The organism is Bacillus sp. BB081 (assembly GCF_008368895.1).
In the GTDB taxonomy this organism is placed as follows: domain Bacteria; phylum Bacillota; class Bacilli; order Bacillales; family Bacillaceae_G; genus Bacillus_A; species Bacillus_A wiedmannii.
Genome location: NZ_QOZX01000041.1, coordinates 82,771 through 107,413, shown reverse-complemented (window position 1 = coordinate 107,413; position 24,643 = coordinate 82,771). Strand labels below are relative to the sequence as shown.

Genomic DNA, 24,643 nt, shown 5'->3' with positions numbered 1-24,643 from the left:
GGTTTAGAACAATAGAGAAAGGGGAGTTTTTTATGTGTGTAGTAATAGAGTATATTTCGAAAGAAGTTATACCGAAGCCTTTATTATTGCTTGCTGATCCGAGTGAGGAGCAAATTGATGCATATGTACAAAGAGGGAAAACATATGTAGCTAAGCAAGAGGAGAGAGTTGTCGGTGTATATGTTCTTTTGGAAACAAGGCCGAAGACGATGGAAATTATGAATATTGCGGTTGTAGAGCATTTGCAAGGAAAAGGGATTGGAAAGCAGCTATTAAGTCATGCTGTAGAAACTGCTAAAGGATATGGTATGTCAAAACTTGAAGTTGGTACGGGTAATTCTAGTGTTTCACAACTTGCTTTATATCAAAAATGTGGATTTCGTGTTTTTTCTATTGATTTTGATTACTTTTCAAAGCATTATGAAGAAGAGATTATTGAAAATGGGATTGTATGTCGTGATATGATTCGGCTTGCAATGGAATTGAATAAGAACGTATAACTTATTTAGGGGGAAGAGAAGATGGAAGTACATAAAGCAATTACAGCACATTCTCGTAAACAAAATGAAAGTGTAAAAGCATGTTTACAATTAGATGCGCAGCGTGAAGCAGCTATTGAAGCAGCCGTATCTCTTGCGTCAAAGGGGAAAGAATTTTCGGTTGATATCATTAATGTTGTAACAAAGCAAATTAATGATCTTGCAAAAAATGGTGTTACACTGCAGCGTAAATTTGTTACAGAAGAAATGGTTATGGAGTATGTAAGTCGTTTGCAAGAGAAAGAAGGTCGTTAAAGATGATAGTTACAGTCGAATGGTTACGTGAGCATATAGAAGATGAGAATGTCCGTATAATCGATTGTCGTTTTGATTTAGCGAATCCTAATTGGGGTAGAGAAAAGTATGAGGAAGAACATATTCTTCATGCGTTATATTTTGATTTGAATTTAGATTTATCAAGTCCTGTAACAGAACATGGTGGTCGCCATCCATTGCCGGATATTGAGGAGTTTGCAGACAAGCTTTCACAAGCTGGTATTGATGAACATACGACAGTAATTGCATATGACAGTCAAGCGGGTGTAAATGCTTCTCGTCTCTGGTGGTTATTAAACTATGTAGGACATGAGAAAGTATATATATTAGATGGTGGATTTCCAGCTTGGAAAGAGAATGGACTACCGATAACAACGGAAATTCCTGTTGCTATACGAAAAACATTCAAAGCAAATGTACAAGATCATATGCTTGTAACGATGGAAACGGTGAGAGAGAATATTCATACAGGTGCAGATGTTACGTTAATTGATTCTAGAGAGCCAAAACGTTATGCTGGTGTAGAGGAACTAGTTGATCCAAAAGCAGGACATATTCCGACAGCAGTAAACTATTTTTGGAAGGATGGAATTGTACAATCAGGACAATTTAAGAATGAAGCTGGGCAACAAGAACGATTCCGAAATCTTTCGAAAGATAAGGAAACAATTGTATATTGTGGTTCTGGTGTTACAGCCTGTCCAAATATCCTTGCATTGAAATTAGCTGGATTCCAAAATGTTAAATTGTATGCGGGTAGCTGGAGTGATTGGATTTCTTATCCAGAAAATCAAATTGCAAAAGAAGAAGATTAATCACTTGCATGCAAAAATAATTTGTATTAAAATAAGGTCACAAGCAAGAAATTGCTCGAAAAACTTTGTATTTTACACATTGGAAACAATGTGATAATATAACGACAAGTAAATAATACATCCTGCGGTGTACGTAACTTATTTATGTCTAAAACCGATGTTAGTTATACGGAAGCTCAATATTTAGCGACCATCATCAAGCCTTCCTTGTGGAGGAAGATGTACGGTAACTGTGAGGGCATCCACCTGCGAGTAGCGGGTTTTTGGACATTTACGAGGAGCGGCACGTGCGGGGGTCTTATTTCAACTAACATTATATAAAATTCCTACGGTGTACGTAGCTTATGCATGTCTTAAACCAATAAGTTTAATATGGAAGTTCAATATTTAAATGTAGCTAACATGCCATCTTTTTAAGAAGGAAGTTACAAACATTTGTGAGAGCATCCACCTGTGAGAGCAGGTTTATGGACATCTAGAGAGAACGGCATATGTGGGGCTATATAAAAACCTTACGTTTTATACGTAAGGTTTTTTTGTTGCATAAATATATCTATTTTATCTGGATTCACCTGTGAAGTTTCCATAATAAATATAGCACTTTCTATCTTCATCAATCTCTCTTGAATCTAAAGCGAACTCCATATGCATGCCGTCGCGCTGAATATATATAAGGTCTGAATGAAGAGATGGCAAAATTTCTTCATAGTTCCATACATCTTTCCGATCTATTATGCTTGAACTCGTTTCACTTAGTTCTCTAACCTCAAAACCGATGTGAGAGTATGTAGGATCTGAAGGGTCATTTGCAAACTCTTCTTTTTGAATATATATAACTGCTGTTCCGTCTGGATCTACTGAAGTAGCAGTAACAACATATGTATTGTTATCTTTTATAAAATATTCACACGTCATGCGCGCGATGATTTCAGAATTAGAAATATTTGCGTAGTTCCATAAAGCAGGGTAGCCTTTCGTTTCATCATTAAGTCGATATTCTAAGCGCATTTTATCCGATACGATAAACTTAACTAAATCTATACAATTCAATCAAATTTACACAAGTTAGTGCTTCATCGTGTTCTCGCAACCCCGAAGGGACGAGGGGTATAACACTCCACACGAGGCAGTATCGTTACCTCCTATTATCAAGCTTTTATTTTACCCATCTTGATAAATTTATCGATGCATTTACATCCCTATCGTGATGGCTATTGCATGAAGCACAACACCACTCACGTATTTTTAAACTCCACTGTCCTTCTGGTTGAACTGAATGGTCGTATTTAACTCCGCAACATGAGCAAATCTTGCTTGAAGCGAACCATTTATCAGCTTTTACATACGCAATGCCATACTTCTCACACTTGTATGATAAACATTGAAAGAAGAAGTTTAATTTTTGAAATGAAAATGCTTTCGATAGTTTTTTGTTTTTTAACAAGTTTGAGATAGATAAGTCTTCCACAACAATCCTCATTGGTTTGGTTTTCACCAATTTCGCTGTTGCTTGATGGATATGGTTATTTCGGATATTCGTAATTTTCCTAGATAACCGCAGGTGCTCAGCTTTCGCTTTTTCATATCCGGCAGATTGAATTTTCACACCTTTTTTTAATCTCCTAGACATATCTCTTTGAGCTGACTTTTTCCTTTTCAAAAGTTTTTTAACCTTAGCATCTTTGTTTATATTTCGTTCTTTCATACCATTAGAAGCTACAAAAAGCTCTTTTAAACCAACATCCACACCAATCGACTCATTGGCTAATTTTTGTAATTCAAAGTCTTCTTGGAACCCTACACTCATCCACCAGTGACGACCATCAAAGGTAACTCTTGGATTGGATGGTTTTTTATTTCTTGGTAGTTGTTGGCTTGTTTTCACTTCCCCAATGGACTGAATATGAACTACTTTTTTTCCTATAATCAGTCTTTCATAATTGGCATAAAATCCTTGGATTAAATCTTTTTTGGATTTATAAGAAGTGTGATAACCATTTTTGTACTTTTTGAACGAATTTTTTCTAGCCGTATCAAAATCTTTTGAAGCCTGTTTAGGAACTTGTGCATTGATGTCTTGTAACCACTCATATCTCTTTCGCTTCTTGATCTTTGTAAATCGTTTCTGTAAAGCTAACTGTGAAACAGATTTTCCAAATAGCTTATAGTATCTATCACTCATTCTTTTACAATAGTTATAAGCGAATCTTGCAGCGCCAGCATGGTTTCTAAGCACTTTTTCTTGTTCAGGCGTTGGAATCAGTCTAACTTTCTTCGCCAATATCATCAGAATGTAACTCCTTTAATGAAAGATTTGTTCTTCTGAATCGTAGCGTGTTCCACCAGCATTCTCCTGAGACTACTCGGATGCAAACCTGTTAATTCTGATACTTGACTAACTCGTGAAAATTTCATTATTATTCTCACCTCATTGAACCTAACATAGCACGTGTGTTCGGTATATTCAATGAGACTTAATAGATTTAATTATATTTATCTCGTTCAACTAAGGGCGCAATTCCTTAGCCAGTTCTCTTATGAACTTCTCATGTTTTCACATGAGCGCAGACTATATGTTTATCTACTTAAAGATAGAGGATTTTTCCACCACCATAGGCTTGTGATGTACTCTCGTCAGTTATACGAGATAGTCGTTGAACGTTCATCTTATCCATTTTGACTTAGATGATTCGAGGCGGAAGACCCATTGTTCTAATGTTTAGGATTTAACCTTGCATCATCTGATTGATTTTTTCTGCTTTCGCAACATTCACGCTCGCCATTTCTAGCCACGTTGTAGTTCAATCAGCTTTAGGGATTGCCCGCAGTTAACCCTCACTACTAGCCAATCACTTGACTAGCAGGGCTTACTGATATATTTAATTAACTTTCTTTATAATTGGTTAAATAAATCGTAACAGTTAGTTACCCTCTTCTTCCTTTTTCTTCTACTTTATCATGCTATCTTATATAATAGGAATAGAATTTAAAAAGGGGAGTGCGAAGGTGACAAAAACGAAATGGCTAGTAGGTGGTGTCGTAACGTCTTTAATGACTGGCACCTTATTTGGCTGCGCACAAGATCTTCCCCCAAAACCGAATGATAATAGTTGTTCAGATTGGGATTGGGATGATGAACTTGGGGTATGGCAGTGTGATGATAGTAGGTCAGGTTATCGTGGGCATTATTTTTATGGTGGGAGTTACTATCAAAATAAATCCACTTTTAAAAATTCATCGGCGTTTAAATCTTATCAATCGTCTGCGGAATTTAAAGGTGGAATTGGAAGCGGTTCAAAGGGAGGATTTGGGGGCTAACATATGTCGCAATACATAAGGGATCGAAAAGAGTTTTATTCGAAATATCCGAATTTTTGGTCGGATTTATATGAATGTGAGTATAGTTTGTTTCATATTTTCTCTATAACAAATCAGACTATGAAACAATTGCAATTAGCAACTGAACGAATGGGGAAAATATTTTTTAAGACTGCTAAACTTTTGCGGAATTTAAGTGACGAACAGCTTCTTGAACTTGGGTATCCTCCTGCAAGCTTATCGTTTATTAGAATGAAAGGATTATATCCTGAATCTGTTATTTCACGATTTGATTTCGTTTTAACAAGTGATAACCACATTAAAATGCTTGAGTTTAATAGTGATACACCAACTTTTATTATGGAATGCTTTCAAATGAATGGAAAAGTTTGTGGAAAACTAGGCTATGATGATCCAAACTTGGGTCAAGAACGATTACTATCTTCTGGTGTTACAAAGGCCGTAATGGAAGCGACAAAGGGAATAGATAACCCAAATGTTGTTTTTACAGCACATCATGAACATATTGAGGATTGGAATACGACTATGTATTTGAGTCAGTTATGCCATGTTGAAAATAAAGTAGTGCCAATGTCAGAACTTAGAATTACAAAAGATGCTTTAGTGGATAGGGATGGAGTACAGATTGATATTTTATATCGCCAAACATATCCGATAGAAGATTTAATTGAGGATCAAGATCCTGAAACAGGAGACTTCGTAGGTGTGGAACTGTTGCAACTTGTAAAAGCTGGAAAGCTTTTTATAATAAATCCTTTGTCAGCATTTTTGCTTCAGCCAAAATCAATTCAGTGTCTTATTTGGGGGTTAGCAGAAGAAAAGGCCTTTTATACAAATGAGGAACAACAGTGGATTAAAGAATATATGTTACCTACATATTTAGAACCAGATTTATTTTTAGGAAAAGGCTCTTTCGTTCAAAAACCTTCATTTGGTAGAGAAGGAGACACAATTACCGTTCGCGATAAGGACGAAAATATTATGATTCAAAATGCACACCAAACGTATAAAGCGTCACTGCCGATATTTCAAAAGTATACAGAACTTCCAGTCGTATCTTTGGAAACAGAGAAAGGGATGGAGAAACTGTCGTATGTGTTTGGTTCGTTTTTAATTGCTGGAAAAGCGAGTAGTATCGGTATTCGCGCTGGGGAAAAAATTACGGGGAATGAATCGTACTATTTACCGGTAGGTATAAAAAAGGAGGAAAGTATATGATTAATTTTTTATTATATTTAGCAGTAACACTGGGCCTTTTATGCATTGGTCTGTTCCTCATGGAAGTGACAACGAAAGTAAAAGAATTTAAGTTAATGGCCCAAGGAAATAAGGCGGTAAGCTATGTACTTGGAGGACGATTACTTGGGTTAGCTATTGTTTTATATTCGACAGCAGCTAATTCCATTTCACTTCTTGATATGGTTTCGTGGGGAGCCGTTGGGATTTTGGCTCAAATTATCGTCTTTTATTTAGCTGAGTGGCTTACACCACGCTTTAATATAAACAAAAGTCTTGAAGAAGATAATCAAGCAGTCGGTCTTTTTCTTATGTTTTTATCGCTTTCCATTGGGATTGTAATTGCTGGTTGTATAACTTATTAAAACCTTTACGTTTAGACGTAAAGGTTTTAATTTTATATACGTTAGTTCGCCATACTTTTCGAAAAAATTGTAGGCTACTGTTGACATCTATTTTAAATAAGAGTAACATTTTCTATGTAATAAAAATAAGTCTCTGTTAGGTGAGGCTCCTGTATAGAGAAATGCTACTGCCCAAAAATGTCGAGAGACGCCAATGGGTCAACAGGAATGATCGAATTAAGGTTTTTCTTAACGTAGCTGGTAATGTACCTATGCTATACAGTGCTAAAACTCGGCGAGGGAGAGGTCCGTAGATTTCTAATTGTTTAGGAATCGTTTATTTGTGTATGCCAAGACCTTTACTCTTTTCAGAGTAAGGGTCTTTTTGTTACAAATCTATGAGTAACTTCATAGTATAAACTATAAAATTAAACGAGGAGGTGAGGAGCATGTCAAATTCTGACTCGGTTCCGTTACCCATATACTTCAAATCAAAAATATATGATGTAGGCAGGAAACGACTTGTTCCTCCCTCTATATTTATCATAATGTAGCGTTTATATGCATGTTTAAGCGCTAAACACTGTTACGGTAAAGTGGATAAATTGAGAAACAAAGCGTTTCTTCCTATGTTGTACAGGAGGAGACGATAATATGTTATATGCAAACAAAACTGTGGGTAACACGTCATATAAATTAAGTAAAAAATCAATGAAAGAACAAACAATGCTTCAAAAAAATAAAGATTTATTAATTGAAATCGCAACGAGAGATGTGAAATCTGTATTTGCGTATTTTAAAACAACAAGAGACGGATTATCTATGAAAGAGGCACAAAAACGCATTCAAGTATACGGCCGAAACGAATTAATTTCAAAAAGAGCGCGTATTGCGGAAGTAATGATGAAGCTAAGTGGAATGATTCCAGGTTTTTCAAAACAACATGTGCGTGATGGATTACAATGTGAGAAAATTACTGTGTCTCGAGTAGAATGTTCTAGTGTAACAGGTTTAAACGGTGAATTAAAAATGATGAATGTGCCAGTACAAGAGCTTGTTCCTGGGGATATGATTTTTCTTTCAGAAGGTGATACAGTACCAGCAGATGTACGTATCATTTACGCGAATGATTTATTAGTAAATGAATCCGTGCTAACAGGAAAAGATGCAATTATTGAGAAATTTGAAAGTTGCTATCACCTTGAGCGTAAACGATTTATTCCTTTAAAACGAATGAAAGACTATAATCCACTTGAACTTGAAAACGTATGTTTCAAAGGGACTCATATTGTTGGCGGAAATGCAAAGGCTGTAGTTGTTTCGACTGGGAAAAATACGTATACAGGAATTCTTCATACTTGTTGTAGTAGAACGTCTTAATGTGTAAATGATGCTAAATATACAAAAACAATGTATAATAGACAAAGTTGAAAAAACGTAGAATGGTAATCTATTTATATAACCTTACGTGATGACGTGGGGTTATTATTTTTTTGGTAGGAGAGGGATTATGAAAAAAGTATTATTAGTTGATGGTATGGCACTATTATTTCGTGCTTTTTACGCAACAAGTGTCTACGGACAATTTATGAAACGACAAGATGGTACCCCTACAAATGGGATTCATGGTTATATGAAACATTTATTAACAGCTATGCAAGCAATTGAACCGACACATATCGTAACATGCTGGGATATGGGTAGTACGACATTTAGAACAGAATCGTTCTCGAATTATAAAGCGAATCGTGTAGCGCCGCCTGAAGAATTAATTCCGCAATTTGATTTAGTTCAAGAAATGACTGCGAAATTGTCTATTCCAGTTATCGGTATGAAAGGGTATGAAGCGGATGATTGTATCGGCACGCTTGCAAAACAATACTGTAATGAAGCGGAAGTGTATATTTTAACAGGTGATACGGATTTACTTCAGCTTGTTGATAAGAACGTTACAGTAATGCTCTTGCGCAAAGGAATCGGAAATTACGAATATTACACACCAGAGAAAATCATGGAAGAAAAAGGCGTAGAGCCGTGGCAAATCGTGCATGCGAAAGCATTCATGGGAGATACGAGCGATAATTACCCAGGTGTAAAAGGTATCGGGGAAAAAACAGCGTATAAATTGATTCAAGAGCACGGAACAGTAGCAACTGTACTAGAAAATGTAGCATCATTAACGAAAGCGCAGCGCACAAAGATTGAAAGTGATTTAGAGAACTTAAATATTTCATTACAATTGGCACAAATTCATTGTGAAGTTCCAATTTCATGTTTACTAGAAGAAGGATTACACACAATGGATGAAGAAAAACTTAGATTCGTTTGTGAAGAAATGAATTGGGGAAGACCTGAAATATTAATCAATATGCTATAAATAGTTTTGAAAGAGGGGTGTTATATAAGTCAAACTTTGACTTATGTAACACCCCTCTTTTTGTTTTTACGAACAGTATCGTAGTAAATAAAATTATATCGAACTCAATTTTAAATATATAAATGTTTCGACAAAATATATTGATAGAAGTTGATGACAATAGCAACTTTTATAATGAAATGAAGCAATTTCAAAATGGTTTTAGGATGATCACATTTTTGTATGTTCACAAAGTTGTCAGAAAATAAATGAAATTTTCATATGAAGTTCAAATGGAATTCACAACAATCAATTATTATAAGGGCACACAGATAATTCCTTATCTTTTATATAGACCATCCCCCAAGGAGGACAATGAAAATGAGAAAAAAAGTGAGAAAATCTTTTAAACAATTATTAATTGAAAATAAACAATCACTATTAAATAATAAAGAAAATATGAAAGAAATTGAAGAGAGAATTGAGAAACGACATGTAGCATATAGTGCTGCTAGCAATTGATAATTTTGCTTATGAAAAAAGCTTGTAGTTTGGATACTATCCAAACTACAAGCTTTTTCTTTTTTATTACTTCCACCAAATCCAAGCCCAAAAGTAATTTCGTATATTTCGAGGAGTAACGCGTATAAAACGTTCACCGTTAAAGAAGCAATTTAAATTTGGAAGTGTTTCATCTGGATTTTCTGAAATAAAAGAGACGATGTTTTCGTTGCTTGTAACGGTTACTGTAATTGGTGGATCGGTAGGCGAGACTTGAAGTTGTAACGAAATATTCGCCGTGTTTTTGAATTCATTATTAACAGGTGGACTTATCACTTGTACTGTGAATAATACGATAATTGTTTCGTTTGGTTCCAAATTAGTAGCGACTAGGAAACCGATATTCGGATTCGCTAGTGGAGAGCGTTCGCTGTTAATAAAGACAGTGCCGTTCATAAATTGTAAACCTAGTGGAATGGTATCTTGTAATGAAACATTTGAAAGTGAAATATCAGAAGTATTTGTAATACGCACCGTATAATCAAAATATTGGTTTAAATAAGCTGAGCTGACGGAAGCGTTTTTTACTACTGTTGCAGTTATAAATTGAACTGGTATGCGTACAATGTTTGAATTAACAATGAAAGTAATAATCGGGTCTTGTGGTGTCAATTGGAAAGCTGCTGTAACTGTTGCGGAATTGACAATTGTATTGTTTGAAGGAATAGAAGTGACGAGAACTTTAAATGTTATCGTTGATACAACATCTGCAGGTAAAGCGCCGATGTTAATACCAGTGTCTGGACGAACATTTGGAACCGGAGTACCGTTAATTGTTACGCTGTTTTCTATAAATGTTGTACCAGATGGAATGATATCTAGGACAGAAGTACTAATTGTAGGAATTGGTGAATGATTTATTACTTCCAATGTGAAAGTTATAGTATCACCTGTTGCTACGATAGATTTATCTGCTGTTTTTTCAATATGAACCATCGGATCAACTACTGTTGTTGTAACGGTATTTGTTTGCTTTGTAATTGTAATAGGCGGTTCATTCGGATCAATGGTAACAGTATAGGAAACAGAAGCATCGTTATTGATTGCAGATTGAAGAGTCGAAGGAGATATTGTTACTTGGAAAGTAATGATAGTAGATTCATTAGGAGCAAGGTTTCCTAATGTAATACCATTTTCAGGGTTTGCATTAGGTTGATTGATTCCGTTAATCGTAACGCTGCCCGTAACGAAGGTTGTATCTACTGGTGCCGTGTCTATGACAAGAAGATCTTCAATCGTTACATTACCGCTATTTGTAATTGTGATTGTATACGTTACAGTTTGACCAGGTAAGGCATTCGTTACATCAACAGACTTAATAGCAAAGACATTATCATTTTGGACAGTTGTTGTGACGGTATTTGTTGTAGTTGTATTCGTAACGGGTACGTTATTTGGATTGACTATATAGTTAAAGGTAGTAATTGCTTTGTTGTTGAGTTCATTTGGTGTTGGGATAGAAGTCACAGATACTTGGAATGAAGCGCTAGCGTTTCCGCCTACAATTATAGTGCCAATTGGTATCCCACTTACTGGACTAACTCCCGGAAGGGCATCTCCATTTACAATAACGCTATTTTCTATAAATGTAGTACCTTGAGGAATCATATCTTGAATGGTTACATCATTTGCTGCAACATTACCAGTTTGATTGAGTGTAATCGTATACGTTAACGTGTCACCGACTGTTGCAAATGCAAGGTTAACAGTTTTGTTACTATTTAAATTCGCGTGATTAATTGCTGTTACGGAAGCTGATGAAAGAATAGTTTCGGTAATAGGCGGTCGATTAGGTAACGTGTATTGGTATTCAATTGTACTCGTGTTAGAGATTGGATTGGTTTGTGGAATCGAAGTAACCCGTACTTGGAATAGAACAGTTGCTGTCGTATTAGGCGGAATGTTATCAATTTGTATCCCACTAACTGGATTGTCATTTGGACGAGCGGTGCCACTCACGATAACACTATTCCCTATAAAGCTCGTATTTGCTGGGATGATATCTGTAACGATAATGTTTTCAACTTGTATATTCCCATTGTTCGTGATGGAAATTGTGTAAGGGATAATCGTTTGTAGGTCAGCGTATTGGATAGGTGTTGTTTTTGTTGCAATTACATGAGCAGAAATAACTTCAGTGAAGGTAATGTTACTAGTCGATATTTGTTCTTCACCATTAATTGTATAACGGGAAGTGGATTGATTTTGAATACGACCGCTAGCTGGAAGAGCTAACACAGTAACGGAAAACGTGACTGGGATAGAAATGTTAGGAGCAATCGTTCCTACAAGTATACCAGTGCTTGGATTCGCGTTAAGCTGAGGAATATTATTTACTAAAACGCTACCGTCTATAAAGGTTGTTCCAACAGGAATATTGTCTGTAAATACAAGGGTAGTAGCATCTGCATTTCCTATATTCGTTAAAGTTGTTGTATAAGTTAAAATGTCACCAATCGTTACAGAAGTTAAATCAACAGTTTTCAGTGAAACGATATCAGCATCATTAATTTGGACGAAAGTAGTATTGGAAGTAGTAGATTTTTGAATTGGTACAAAGTCAGGATTGAAAATAAAGTCGTAGACGATGTTTGCAGTATTAGGCGTTGGATTTAAAGCTGGTAAATTCGTAACGGAAACTTGTAACGTTATTGTAGTCGCTTGCCCTGACGCAATATTAGGAATGAAAAAGCCGATATTCGGATCTGCTGCAGGAAGTACAGTGTTGTTAACTATTACACTTCCCGGAATAAATACTGTTCCATCTTCTATAGTATCTGTAAAAAAGATGGAGTTAGTTGTAGTAGATCCGTTATTTTGAATGAATACTGTATATTCAATGGTGTCATCAATATTAGCTAATACTTTATTAGCAGATTTTGTAGCGATAAGAATCACATCAATAAATTGTATATTTGTAGTATTGGAAGAGGTCGTTTCTGAAATTGGTGGCAAGCTTGGGTCTGGTTGATACTCATAGTGGATGACGGCGATATTATTAATGTTATTTTGAGAAGGTGCAGAGATTACATTTACTTGGAATGTAACGATAATTGTATTGTTTGGAAGGATAATATCAAGGGTGATTCCGGTAATTGGATTTTCGTTAGGTCTCGGTATGCCATCTACAAGGATGCTATTTGGAACGAATGTGGTGCCAGCAGCAATGGCGTCAATTAGGAGAGTATTTGTAATAGGTACTGTACCAGCGTTTGTAACTGCGACTGTATATGTGATGATTTGACCGATGCGTGTAATAGATCTGTTAGCGGATTTAATTGCACTAACATTTGCTGTACGGACTTCCGTGTTTACTGCATTTGATAACGATCTACGCTGAATAATTGGAGAACTAGGCTCAATTTGGTATTCATACGAAGTGTCTGAAATGTTAATGACTGTATTGCCAGGAGGTATACTTGTAAGTTGTACTTGGAATGAAATAGTGACTGTTTCATCTGGTTGTATCGTGCCAAGAGTTATTCCATTTTCAGGGTTCGCACCAGGCTGAATGACATTATTTATTGATAAGCTATCTTCAATGAATATAGTACCTTCTGGAATGTTGTCAATGAACACCGTATTGTTAGCTGGAACAGTTCCGATATTTTGTAGTGTATTTGTGTAGGTAATATTTTGCCCGATGGATACGAAAGTAACATCCGCCTGTTTAACGGAAATAATATTTGCATTTTGAAGTGATGTTGTAACGATATTAGAAGTTGCAGAGCGATTCACTGGGGGAGCTGTAGGAATACTTACATATTGGTAAGTTGCTGAAGATTGATTTACAATTTCTGTTTCAGTAGGTGGATTATTTGTTTGTACTTGAAATAGTATTGTTTTGGAACTGTTTGGTGTAATCGTTCCAATTGGTATTCCGTTTTCAGGATCTGCACCAGGCTGAAGTACACCGTTAATTGTGACGCTGTCGGGAACGAATGTAGTCCCAGCTGGAATCGAATCTGTAAAAACAATATTTATTGCGTCAACATTGCCGATATTTTTCACTTCAGAAATATAATGGATCGTTCCACCAATATCTACAGTTGTTGGATTGGATGTTTTTGTAATTGTCAATTGTGCTTGCACGAAATTTGTAATGACGATATTACTAGTGGAGGTTTCCGTAATAGGCGGTTGTCCTGGGTCTGGTTGAATTGTATATGTTGTATTGGATTGATTTGTAATCGATTGTTGCAAGAATGGATCGTTAATAAGAATTTGGAACGAAATAAGGTGAGTAGCGTTTGCTGCTAGGTTAGGCAAAGTAACACCTGCGTTTGGATTTGCACCAAGTATAGCTGTTCCGTTAAGTGTAAAACTATTATCTACGAATGTAGTCCCTTCTGAAATAGTATCTGAAAATATAAGATTAGTAGCTTGAATATTTCCGGTATTCTCTAGTGTTATCGTATAGGTCAAAATGTCACCTATTGTTGCTTGTTGTGCATTGACTGCTTTTAATGAAAGAACATTCGCATCCGAAATTTGTGTGAATGCTGGATTAGACGTTATTGTTCGAGAGATGATAGGAGCGGTTGGATCGGCGATAAAAGCATAGGCAATACGGGCTATATTAGAAATTGGATTCACGCTTGGAATGGATTGAACGATAACTTGGAATGTTATGGTGATAATGTCTGAAGGCACGATGGAGTTTAATGGTATCCCTACGTTTGGATCGGTACCTGGAGCTGAAACGCCATTAATGGTTACGCTATTCGGAATAAATGCAGTTCCTTCTGGGACCAAATCTGTTAAAGTAACTGTATTTGCAGTTGTATTCCCGTTATTTTGAACGACTACAGTGTAAGTGATTGTACCGTTAGTAGATTGTATGAGAGAATCTGTATTTTTAATTGCGGATAACGATGCATCAACGACAGCTGTACTAACCGTATTAGATGAGGAGGTTGCTGTAACTGGAGGTTGACTCGGATCGACAATATACGTGTAACTTGTAAGTGCTTGATTTATAATTGCTCCTTGCGATGGAATAGAGCTTGCAAGAAATTGGAACGTAATCGTAGCAGAATCACCTGGTGCGATAATACCAACTGGAATACCGAGAGTTGGACTTGCATCTGGAAGTGAAATCCCGTTGAGTGTAACACTATTTGGAACAAATAATGCTCCTTCAGGAACGCCGTTAATGAGTAATACAGAGTTTGCAGGGAAGTTTCCAGTATTCGTTAATATTGCTGTATAGGTAATGATATCTCCGATAGATACAATTGTTCGATTTGCCTCTAAAACAGTTGTAACAGTCGCGTTATTAATTTGTGTTGAAGCGCTATTAGAATTTATTGTGCCGGTAACAGGAGGAGCCGCCGGATCAACGATGAATGTGTATTGAATGGATGCAACGTTTGTAATTGGATTTGAAGGTGGAGTAGATGTAACTATGACTTGGAAAGTAACAGCTAAGGAACTACCCGCGCTAACGGTTCCGATGTTAACTCCGTTATTTGGATTTGCACCTGGAATGGTACTTCCATTTACAGCAAAACTATTTTCAATAAAGGTTGTTCCTGCTGGAATGAGGTCTGAGAAATTTACATTCGTAGCGTTTGTATTGCCGCTATTTTGAATTAAAACGGTATAAGTGATCGTGTCTCCAATATTTGCAAAGGCTATACTAGCAGTTTTTACAGCTGAAAGTATTGCTGAATTAATAGAAGTAACGAAGACATTCGTTTCCACGTTGCCAGGCTGAGCCTGTAATGCATTGCCTACGTTATATTGGAAGTTCACAAATCCTAAGTTTTGAAGTTCAGGAGTGAATGTTGTTGGATTGCTTACAATTTGAACTTGGAATATGATTGTTACAGTTTGATTTGGATTGATTGTATTTATGCCAACACCGTCGATGATAGAAGCGGATGGTAATGAAGTACCGTCAACAACAACTGATCCTGCAACAAATTGTGTCCATGATGGTAAAGGGTCTGAGAAAACAACGTTGTTAGCTGGAATATTTCCTGTATTCGTAATCGTAGTTGTATACGTAATCGTATCACCAATCGTTGCAAAAGCTTTATCTCCGATTTTAATCGTGTTTAAAATTGCACTTTCGATTTTTGTTGAAACAGTAGTAGAAGTAATGTTTTTTGAAACTGATGGATTAGCCGGATTAACGATATGTTGAAAGTTAACGCTAGCTTGATTGGTAATTGGATTTATAGGCGGGATTTCATCTGCGATAATATTAAATGCCACAATGACAGATTGGTTTGGCGCGATATCACCAATTGGGACGCCTGTAATGATATCTGCATTTGGGATGGTAGTTCCGTTAAGTGTAAAACTATTCGGTTCAAAGGAAGTTCCGTCTGGAATTAGGTCGGTAAAAATAACATTCGTCGCACTAACATTGCCGCTATTTGTAATCGTAACTGAGTAGACAATATCTTGCCCAATATCTACTGTTTGCACATTTGAATTTTTTTGTGCAGTAAGGATAGCGCTATTAACTTGTGTTGTCGTTGTATTAGATTGATTGGAAGTCGAAATGAACGGCTGATCTGAATCAACAATATAACGGTAATTGGTAAGAGCCGAATTAGAAATAGGATTGTTGATTGGGAGGGTTGAAACGATGGCTTGGAATGTGACAATTGATGTATTTCCACCATTAATTGCACCGATATTTACACCAGTAGATAAATCAGCGTTTGGAATGGTTTGCCCATTAACTGTGAAACTGTTTGGAACGAAACTTAAATTGCTATCAAGTATATCGATAACTGTAACATCAGTTGCAGCCACATTCCCGGTATTAGGAAGGTTAAGTGTAAATGTTATTGTATTACCAACATCCGCAAAAGTAAGATTTGCTGTTTTTGTACTTATAATAGTAGCGTTGTTTATTTGAAGAAGCGTAGTGTTGGAAGTAGCTGAACTTGATACTGGAGGATTAATAGGATCAACAGTAAACTCATATGTCGTTGATGCAGTATTCGGTGCTGGATTAATAGGTGGAATGCTGTTCACTGTAACTTGAAAGACGATACTATATATTTCATTTGGTGGAAGTGCTGCAAGTAATACACCTGTATTTGGATTCGCGTCAGGTTGTAAAACACCATCAACAGTTAATGTGTTAGGAATAAATGTGAGTCCACTCGGTAATACATCTGTGAATACAATGTTGGCTGCATCTGTATTTCCTATATTTGAAATAGAAGTAGTGTAAAAAGCAGTTTGCCCGACATCTGCAAAAGAGACACTTTCATTTTTTATCATGGATAGTATTGCTTCTTTAATTTGTGTTGAAACAGGATTACTAATGGAAGTTTCTGGATCAGGCGGTGAGACTAATTGATACGATGTTGATGAGAAATTTACAATTTGGTTTTCGGTTGGTAATGACGCCACGTTTACTTGGAATGAAACAGTTACTGTAGACCCAGCTGTTATAGGCCCAATATTTACTCCGTTCGATGGGTCCGCACCACTTTGAGAAACCCCGTTAATAGAAAATGAGTTTGCAATAAATGTAGTTCCGCTCGGCATTGTATCTGAGAAAATAACATTTTGTGCGGATGAGTTTCCATTGTTTGTTAAAGTAACAGTATAGGTGAGTGTGTCTCCAATACGACTAAAGGATTTATCGACTTGTTTTAATGAAAGAATGGTAGCTGTGTTAATTGTAGTGAACACTGTGTTTGAAGTAACATTCCTTGAAACAATAGGGGCATTAGGGTCAGTGATAAATGTGTAAGAAGCACTAGCCGAATTGGCAATAGGATTTTGAACAGGGGTAGAAGTAGCGGTCACTTGAAATGCTATAGATATTGAGTTGTTAGGAGCAATTGATCCGATTGTTATACCTGTATTAGGATCGAGTCCGATGTGTGTACTGCCATTGATTGTGACACTATCCGAAACGAACGTTGTACCGTCTGGAATAAGGTCAGTGAACGTAATATTCGTAGCATTTGTATTCCCACTATTTGTTAAAAGTGTCGTATAGGTAATAGTATCACCTAGTGTTACAAGTGTTTGATCAACTGATTTAATCATCGTTATCATAGCATCTAGTACAGGATTTGTAACGCTGTTAGTTGAAGTAGAAGTAGTAACAGGAGCTGCGCTTGGATCAACAGTATAAGAGTATAAAATTGTATCGTTATCCATAATTGAACTTGAAGGGGGAACAGAAATAACATTTACTTGGAAAGTAACGGTTACTGTTTCGCCAGGAGCGATATTGGGTATATTGACTCCAAGTGCTGGCCGTGCACCAAGTTGCTGCATACCATTAATTGTGACCGAATTTGGTATAAATGTAGTGTTGGCTGGAATAGCGCTTGTGAAAGTAATATTCGTTGCTGTTGTATTTCCTGTATTTGTAATAGTAGATGTATACGTAATCGTATCGCCAACAGAAATAATGGATTTATCAGCATTTTTTGTGGTAGTTAATATTGCGCTATTTATTGTCGTAGTAACGGTATTCGATGAAGCGGTTTGAGTGATAACTGGTTGACTTGGATCGACAATATGCTGAAATTGTACAGAACTAAAATTAGAAATTGGATTTATACTTGGAATGTTTGTAATAAGTACGTTGAGAGTAATCACAGCCGTTCCATTTGGGTTTATATTTCCAATCTGAATCCCGTTAGATGGATTTCCGATTTGCTGTGTACCAGAATCATTTGTAAGAGTGCCAGATATGAATGTCGTTCCATCAGGTAAAGTATCCGTAAAAATTATATTTTGTGAAGTGACATTTCCAGGGTTACTTAATGTAATCGTATAAGAAATTGTATCGCCAATTGTTGCGAAAATTTTATCTACAGATTTGATTGCCACAATTTCCCCAGAATTTATTTGTGTCGAAACAGAATTAGATGTCGTATTTCGTGAAACAAGTGGTAAATTAGGTCCTGTCATAAATTGATAATCAATAGAAGCGCCGTTTACAACTGGTGAGTTTGGTCCTCCAGGTCCGATTGTAAAAATAGGATTTGGGATGCTAACTACTTGCACACGGAAGGTGACGTTTATAAAATCTCCTGCAATAATATCTCCAATTGGTATCCCGTTCGCTGGACTTACTCCAGGTAATAAAACTCCGCCTACTCGAACGCTATCTTCTATAAATACTGTATTATTTGGAATTGGATCTGTAAAAATGATATTCGTAGCAGTTGTGTTCCCTATATTTTCCAATAAAACAGTATACGTTAAAAATGAATTTCCAGGTGCGATGTCAGAGAATAGTCGATCCACACTTTTCGTTGCTTGAATAATCGCTTCGTTAATTTGAACTAAAGTTGGATTACTTGTAGCTGTTTCTGTCACCGGCGGCTGGGTAGGATCAACAATGATCGAGTACGTCGTGCTAGACTGGTTCAATGTTGGGTTTGTAGCTGGTATTGAGCCAACGATAGCTTGAAAGCTAATTGTTGTCGTTCCTCCAACTGGAATTGAGTCTAAAGAGATTCCGCTATCTGGTCTAAATCCAAGTTGTGGGATGGAGTTAATTTGTACGCTATCAGGAACGAATGAAATTTCAGGTGGTAATATATCGATAAAAACAGGTGTGTTTGCGGTAGTATTTCCGCTATTAGTGAGGGTAGTTGTATACGTAATTGTATCTCCAACAGCAGCAAAAGCACTGCTTGCAGTTTTTGTTGCGATAACAGAAGCAGTATTTACTTGTGTAAAAGTTTTATTAGATTGAACTGTTCGTGAAACTGGCGGCTCATTTATATCTACAATAAAGCCATATTGAAGTGATGATTTGTTCGGAATTGGATTAGGGGCTGGAAGCGTTGTAATGTTTACTTGAAAACTGAGTGTAATCGATGCATTTGCATTCAAGTTACCAATATTAATACCGTTTTGTGGATTTGTATTCGGGATGGTTACACCATTTATATTAAAGCTATTTGGGACAAAGGTAGTACCGTTTGGAATTGTGTCTGTAAAAACAATGTTGTTTGCAGTCGTATTTCCTGTGTTTGTAACAGATGAAGTGAATGTAATCGTATCACCAATCGTAGCGAAAGTTGTACTCGCATTTTTATTTAAAACTAAAGTAGCATCAATAATTGGAGTAACCGTCGTATTCGTAATTGTACTATTAACAGCAGGTGATTGGTTTGGATTCACGGTATATTCATAATTTACAAGAGCATTATTTGTTAATGTGCCACTAGGTGGTATCGCTAAAATTTGTGCTTGGAAAGTAATGAATACAGTATCTCCTGGGGGAATATCTGCTAAGTGAATACCAAGTGATGGATCTAACCCTGGCTGCGGAATATTATCGATAGTTACAGAGTTTGGCACAAATGAGGCGCCTGCACCGAGTCCATCTGTTAAAACTGTAGCGCTAGCAGGGATATTCCCTGTGTTCGTAACTGCAATCGTATAAGTAACGATATCACCAATTGCAGCTGTCGGTGTATTCACTGACTTCGTAGCGACGATTGTAGCGTTATTAATTTGAGTTGTTATTACGTTACTTAACGCATTGGCGGATGCTGGAGGTAAGTTAGGATTTACGAAATATTGGTAAGCTGTGTTACTTTGGTTCGGGATTGGATTTGGACTAGGAATGGAATTTACTATTACTTGAAATGAGATTGTTGCACTTGTATTAGGGGTTATTGGATCAATTGCAATTCCACTTGCTGGATTTGTGTTAGGGAGTGTATTCCCGTTTACCGTTACACTATTAGGAATAAATGATGTCCCGTTTGGAATTACATCTGTAAATACTATACTTGATGCAAGTGTGTTCCCAATATTCGTTAAAGTAGTCGTATACGTAATAATATCATTTACGTTTGCAAACTGTTTATCAGCAGATTTTGCAGAGGTAATCGTTGCATTATTAATAGTTGTCTGTACAGTGTTAGAGGTCACTATCTGCGTTACAACTGGTTTGGATGGATCGTACGTGTATTGGAATGTAGTGCTCGATTGATTCGTAAGCGGATTTGCACGAGGAATGGTTGGTACAGAAACTTGGAATGAAACAGTACGTGATGAATTCGCTCCTATCGTGCCAATCAAAATGCCATTAGCAGGGTTTGCATTAGCTATAGGGACACCGTTAATCGTTACAGTGTTAGGAAGGAAGATGGTACCAGCTGGAATGATATCTGTAAACGTTACATTAGAGGTAGGGATATTGCCGTTATTCGTTAAAATTGTTGCATAAGTTATGACATCGCCAACATCAGCGAAATTTGTACTTGTTAGTTTCGTAGCAACAAGATTTGCGGTGTTAATTTGTGTCGTTACGATATTGCTAGTGGCATTTCTAACAACAGCAGGTAAATTTGGATCTGTGATAAAGCTATATTGTAGTGCAACACTATTTTGAACTGGATTTGGTGAAGGTAAACTATTTGCACTAATTTGAAAAACAATAGTTGTAATTCCACCTGCGGGAATTGTTCCAACTTGAAGACCAACGCTTGGATCAGCACCTAGCTGTAAAGCGCCGCCTATAAAAATACTATTTGGTACAAGAGTCGTACCAGGAGGGAGTATGTCGGTAACAACTACATTATTCGCTGGAGTATTCCCAGGGTTCGCTAAGGCAATTGTATATGTGATTGGTTGCCCAACATCAGCAATAGTTAAATCTACCTGTTTGACAATAACTACATTTGCTAAATTAATTTGTGTACTTACAGTATTACTTAAAGATGTTTCTATAGTTGGTGGATCACCCGGATTTAAAATAAAACTATACTGTGTACTAGATGAATTTAATGTTGGGTTTTGTGTTGGTAAAGAGGTGACAGTTACTTGATAAGAGACGGTAAGTGAGCTGTTAGCAGGAATGGAAGGTAACGAAACAGCGGCGTTTGGATCAGCGTTATTTTGGAGTACACCATTAATAAGGAAAGTGTTTGGAATAAAGGTAGTACCATCTGGATTCGTATCAACGAAAGTAGGGCTATCAGCAGTAACACTTCCTGCATTCGTTAAAAGAATAGTATAAGTTAATACATCCCCAACAGTAGCAAACGCCCGATCCACTGTTTTTGCTGAAATGACATTTGCATCGTTTACTTGAGTAAATGTAGTGGTTGAAGTAGTGTTCTTACTTACAGGTGAAGCGTTTGGATCCACGATAAAGTTATAGGAAATAGAAGCGCTATTTGAAATAGGATTTGGATTTGGGATGCTAGTTATTAATACTTGGAATGAAGTTGTAATTGTAGTATTTGCATTGATGCTACCAATATTGATGCTAGCTGGTGTAACACCTGGCTGAGCAACATTGTTAATTGTAACACTGTTTTGTACAAAGGCAGTACCATTCGCAATTGAATCGGATAGTACTACATTGTTCGCCGCAACATTTCCATCGTTTGTAAGAGCAAAGGTATAAGTTAATACATCTCCAACTTCCGCAAATGTTTTATCTACAGACTTCGTAGCTTGAAGGTTTGCTAGTCTAATTGTTGATGTAACAGAATTAGAATTTGCTGTTTTTGAAGTTGGTGGCAGACTTGGATTAACAGTATATAGATAAGAAGCGAAAGCATTATTAATGATAGGATTTTGGGCGGTAATATTAATGACTGTTACTTGGAAAGAAAGAGTAAAAGTAGCTCCGCCAGGAATTGTTCCGATAGGTAAAGCGACGAGAGAATTTACATTTTGCAAAACTCCATTTAGTGTTACAGTACCAGGAGTCAATATCGTTCCATTTGGAAGTGGATCTGTTAGTTGCACGTTAGTTGCGGCTGTATTTCCACTGTTTGTAATGAGGATTGTATAACTTATCGTTTCGCCAATTGTAGCAAATTGTTTGTTTGTTGATTTTGTTAATGTTACATTCGCATTGTTAATTTGAGTGGAAACGAGATTAGAAGAAATGTTTTTTGTAACGGGTGATTGGCTTGGATTGACGGTATATTGATAAGAAGCGCTTGATCCATTAGATACGACATTTGACGCGGGTATTGTATTTACAACTACTTGAAATGAAATATTTTTTGTTGAGCCAATTGGGATTGATCCAATGTTTACACCGTTAGCGGGGTTTGCTCCAACTTGTGTCGTGCCATCTATTGTTAAACTGTTTAGAACAAAAGTTGTTCCGCTAGGAATGACATCTGTAAAAATAACGTTGTTCGCATTCGTATTACCTGTACTTGTAAAGGAAACGTTGTACGTTAGTGTATCACCAATATCTGCGAAATTTTTATCTACTGCTTTTGCCATAGTTACAGTAGCGTTATTCACTTGAGTAGATACGATATTGGTCGTATCAGTCCCACTTACTGCCGGTTGATTTGGCACAGGAATGTATTGGTACGTTGTTGTTCCACGATTTAATATTGGATTTGTTTGGGGGATAGACGGAACGAATACTTGAAATGAAATAGTAGTAGTGGAATTTGCGGCAATAGATCCAATTGATATACTAGTAGCTGGATTTGCTCCAGCCTGAGTAACTCCGTTAACAGTTACGCTCCCTGGAATGAAAGTAGTCCCGCTAGGAATCGGATCCGTATATATAACGTTCGTTGCGGCGATATTTCCTATATTAGCTAAGGCAATACTGTAAGTTAACGTTTCACCAATATCGGTAAAAAGTTTGTTAACTGATTTTGTACCATTAATATCTGCGAGGTTAACTTGCGTTCCAGCAGAGTTGCTTGTTGCAAGACCGTTAAAGGTTGTTCCTCCAGCAATTGGTGTATATTGAAATGTAATATTAGCGGTGTTAGAAATCGGATTTGGATTTGGAAGAGAAACGACAGTCGCTTGGAACGTTACTGTACGAGAAGAATTATTATTAATGGTTCCAAGAGATATACCAGCGGCAGGATTTGCATTTGCTTGTGGTACGTTATCTACCGTTACAGTGCCAGGTATAAATGAAGTACCGGTAGGAAGATTATCTATAAAAATAACGTTATTGGCGGGAAGAAGCCCGGTATTAGGAATCGTAACGGTATAAGTGACGACATCCCCAATTGCAGCGACACTTTTATTTACGCTTTTCGTTGCTTGTATGTTAGGTGAATTTATGTTGATTTGTAAACCGACTGTATTTAACATATACGCGTCTCCGTTAGTTGTTAAACGGATGGCGGCGGACACTTGAGAATTTGTTAAATAAGGGGAAATATCAATAGAAGTAATGTCCCAACCTTGTCGACCGGCTGAGATGTTTGTAGCTGTAGAGGCACTTTGATTTCGCGTTCCAAATGTCCCAGTTGTATCTAAGTTTCCTGCAGCGTTATTGACCTGAGAACCAAAAAAATTATTTACAGCATTATTTGGCCCAGATAAAGCATTTAATGAACTGAAATTGGGTCCAAATAAAGCTTGATCCCCGGTTAAATCAGCATCTCCTTCGGTAGAACTTAAAAATAATCTCCCGCTTACAGGTCCCCCTGAAGGTGTTAAAAATCCTGAGACAGATACATCAGCACTACCAGTTTCTGCGGAAACACGGTTACCTGCTACATAAATCGTCAAGTTTCTTGCGGGTAATGTCCCGTTTTGATAAGCGACGATAAGCGTCCATCCAGCCGAATTAATTGTTCCGTTAGAAGCATCTATGGGATCCACAAGTCCAGGGACAGAGCCAGTTGTATAAGAGCCAGATCCTCCAGCTTGAACAAGAGATGTTACATCTGCAGAACGTGTATAGAATCCAAATGTGACGGACCCGGAAACGAATGTTTGATTGGAAGCTGTAACAGCTGAAGGAGTAATCGAGTATGTTGACACAGGTGTTGTAAAAGAAACCGGGTTTCCTAATACACTCGTAATGTTTTGATCACGAGATAAATAGTTTCCACCCCAAACGAGTTCTGCGTAAAGAATTGTACTACCAGCAGGTATATTTAAAATAGCGGTAGAACTATTTTGTGTATAGTTTAACGTTGTACCAGCAGGAAAAGTAGTGACTTGTAAAGCTGTATTCGTAGTTGCGAATGCACCAATTGCCCCGATTGTACCAGCACGGTTTTGATTACTAATTTTACTTAAGCCTAAAGTATTTCCTGTAATAGCGAGTGCGCCGTTAGTGGTGGTAGAAAATCGATTCGTAATGGGCATGTTGTCACCTCATTTACAATATAGTCTTGGTCAAAATAGGATATGTGTGTGACAAATAAAAGGAAACATGTACAAGTTGATTTGATAATAATGATTTAAATGTCTAGATAAGGGGAT

Annotated in this window: 12 protein-coding genes, 2 other RNA genes and 1 riboswitch; of the genes, 11 read left to right on the top strand and 3 right to left on the bottom strand. The window is 36.9% G+C overall.

The features are described 5' to 3' along the window. Positions 1–32: 32 nt before the first annotated feature. The 5 genes from DN394_RS18395 to ssrS (DN394_RS18375) all read left to right on the top strand — a co-directional run bounded on the left by DN394_RS18395 (position 33) and on the right by ssrS (DN394_RS18375) (position 2,134). A complete protein-coding gene (locus DN394_RS18395; RefSeq protein WP_097914903.1) occupies positions 33–500 on the top strand; it encodes a GNAT family N-acetyltransferase in 468 nt (155 codons plus the stop codon). A 21-nt stretch (positions 501–521) separates the two neighbouring features. Then, the gene (locus DN394_RS18390) at positions 522–794 is read left to right on the top strand and encodes a YpbS family protein (protein WP_000451806.1); all 273 of its coding nucleotides are present in this window, start codon (positions 522–524) and stop codon (positions 792–794) included. Between the two features lie 2 nt (positions 795–796). Then, positions 797–1,630, top strand: a complete 834-nt coding sequence (locus DN394_RS18385; RefSeq protein ID WP_149294096.1) for a sulfurtransferase — start codon at positions 797–799, stop codon at positions 1,628–1,630. A gap of 116 nt (positions 1,631–1,746) precedes the next feature. Continuing rightward, positions 1,747–1,929: non-coding RNA, 6S RNA (gene ssrS, locus DN394_RS18380), on the top strand. Positions 1,930–1,950: 21 nt separating this feature from the next. After that, a non-coding RNA gene (gene ssrS / locus DN394_RS18375) (6S RNA) lies at positions 1,951–2,134 on the top strand. A gap of 54 nt (positions 2,135–2,188) precedes the next feature. On the opposite strand, the gene DN394_RS18370 is transcribed toward ssrS (DN394_RS18375), so the two are convergent. Both DN394_RS18370 and DN394_RS18365 read right to left on the bottom strand, forming a co-directional pair. Continuing rightward, positions 2,189–2,638, bottom strand: a complete 450-nt coding sequence (locus tag DN394_RS18370; protein WP_097914907.1) for a hypothetical protein — start codon at positions 2,636–2,638, stop codon at positions 2,189–2,191. Between the two features lie 148 nt (positions 2,639–2,786). Then, positions 2,787–3,917, bottom strand: coding sequence for an RNA-guided endonuclease InsQ/TnpB family protein (locus DN394_RS18365; RefSeq protein ID WP_149294095.1), 1,131 nt, complete (start codon positions 3,915–3,917; stop codon positions 2,787–2,789). Between the two features lie 719 nt (positions 3,918–4,636). Between DN394_RS18365 and DN394_RS18360 the strand changes: the two genes are divergently transcribed. From DN394_RS18360 to DN394_RS18335, 6 genes are all read left to right on the top strand, one after another. Beyond that, a complete protein-coding gene (locus DN394_RS18360) occupies positions 4,637–4,948 on the top strand; it encodes a hypothetical protein (RefSeq protein WP_000169026.1) in 312 nt (103 codons plus the stop codon). Between the two features lie 3 nt (positions 4,949–4,951). Further along, a complete protein-coding gene (locus tag DN394_RS18355) occupies positions 4,952–6,187 on the top strand; it encodes a glutathionylspermidine synthase family protein (protein ID WP_149294094.1) in 1,236 nt (411 codons plus the stop codon). Next, positions 6,184–6,570, top strand: a complete 387-nt coding sequence (locus tag DN394_RS18350) for a DUF350 domain-containing protein (protein WP_000606860.1) — start codon at positions 6,184–6,186, stop codon at positions 6,568–6,570. Before DN394_RS18355 ends, DN394_RS18350 begins: the two co-directional genes overlap by 4 nt. Positions 6,571–6,695: 125 nt before the next feature. Further along, positions 6,696–6,861: riboswitch (M-box (ykoK) riboswitch) on the top strand. A gap of 342 nt (positions 6,862–7,203) precedes the next feature. Next, positions 7,204–7,929 (top strand): P-type ATPase actuator domain-containing protein, encoded by a 726-nt coding sequence (locus tag DN394_RS18345; RefSeq protein WP_046958946.1) that lies wholly within the window; start codon positions 7,204–7,206, stop codon positions 7,927–7,929. 130 nt (positions 7,930–8,059) lie between these two features. Then, positions 8,060–8,926, top strand: a complete 867-nt coding sequence (locus DN394_RS18340) for a 5'-3' exonuclease (RefSeq protein ID WP_000757060.1) — start codon at positions 8,060–8,062, stop codon at positions 8,924–8,926. 360 nt (positions 8,927–9,286) lie between these two features. Next, complete coding sequence (locus DN394_RS18335; protein WP_016088576.1) at positions 9,287–9,427, top strand: FbpB family small basic protein; 141 nt, start codon at positions 9,287–9,289, stop codon at positions 9,425–9,427. 66 nt (positions 9,428–9,493) lie between these two features. Here the strand turns inward: DN394_RS18335 and DN394_RS18330 are convergent, their stop codons facing one another. Further along, the gene (locus DN394_RS18330) at positions 9,494–24,526 is read right to left on the bottom strand and encodes a DUF11 domain-containing protein (protein ID WP_149294093.1); all 15,033 of its coding nucleotides are present in this window, start codon (positions 24,524–24,526) and stop codon (positions 9,494–9,496) included. Between the last annotated feature and the right edge of the window lie 117 nt (positions 24,527–24,643).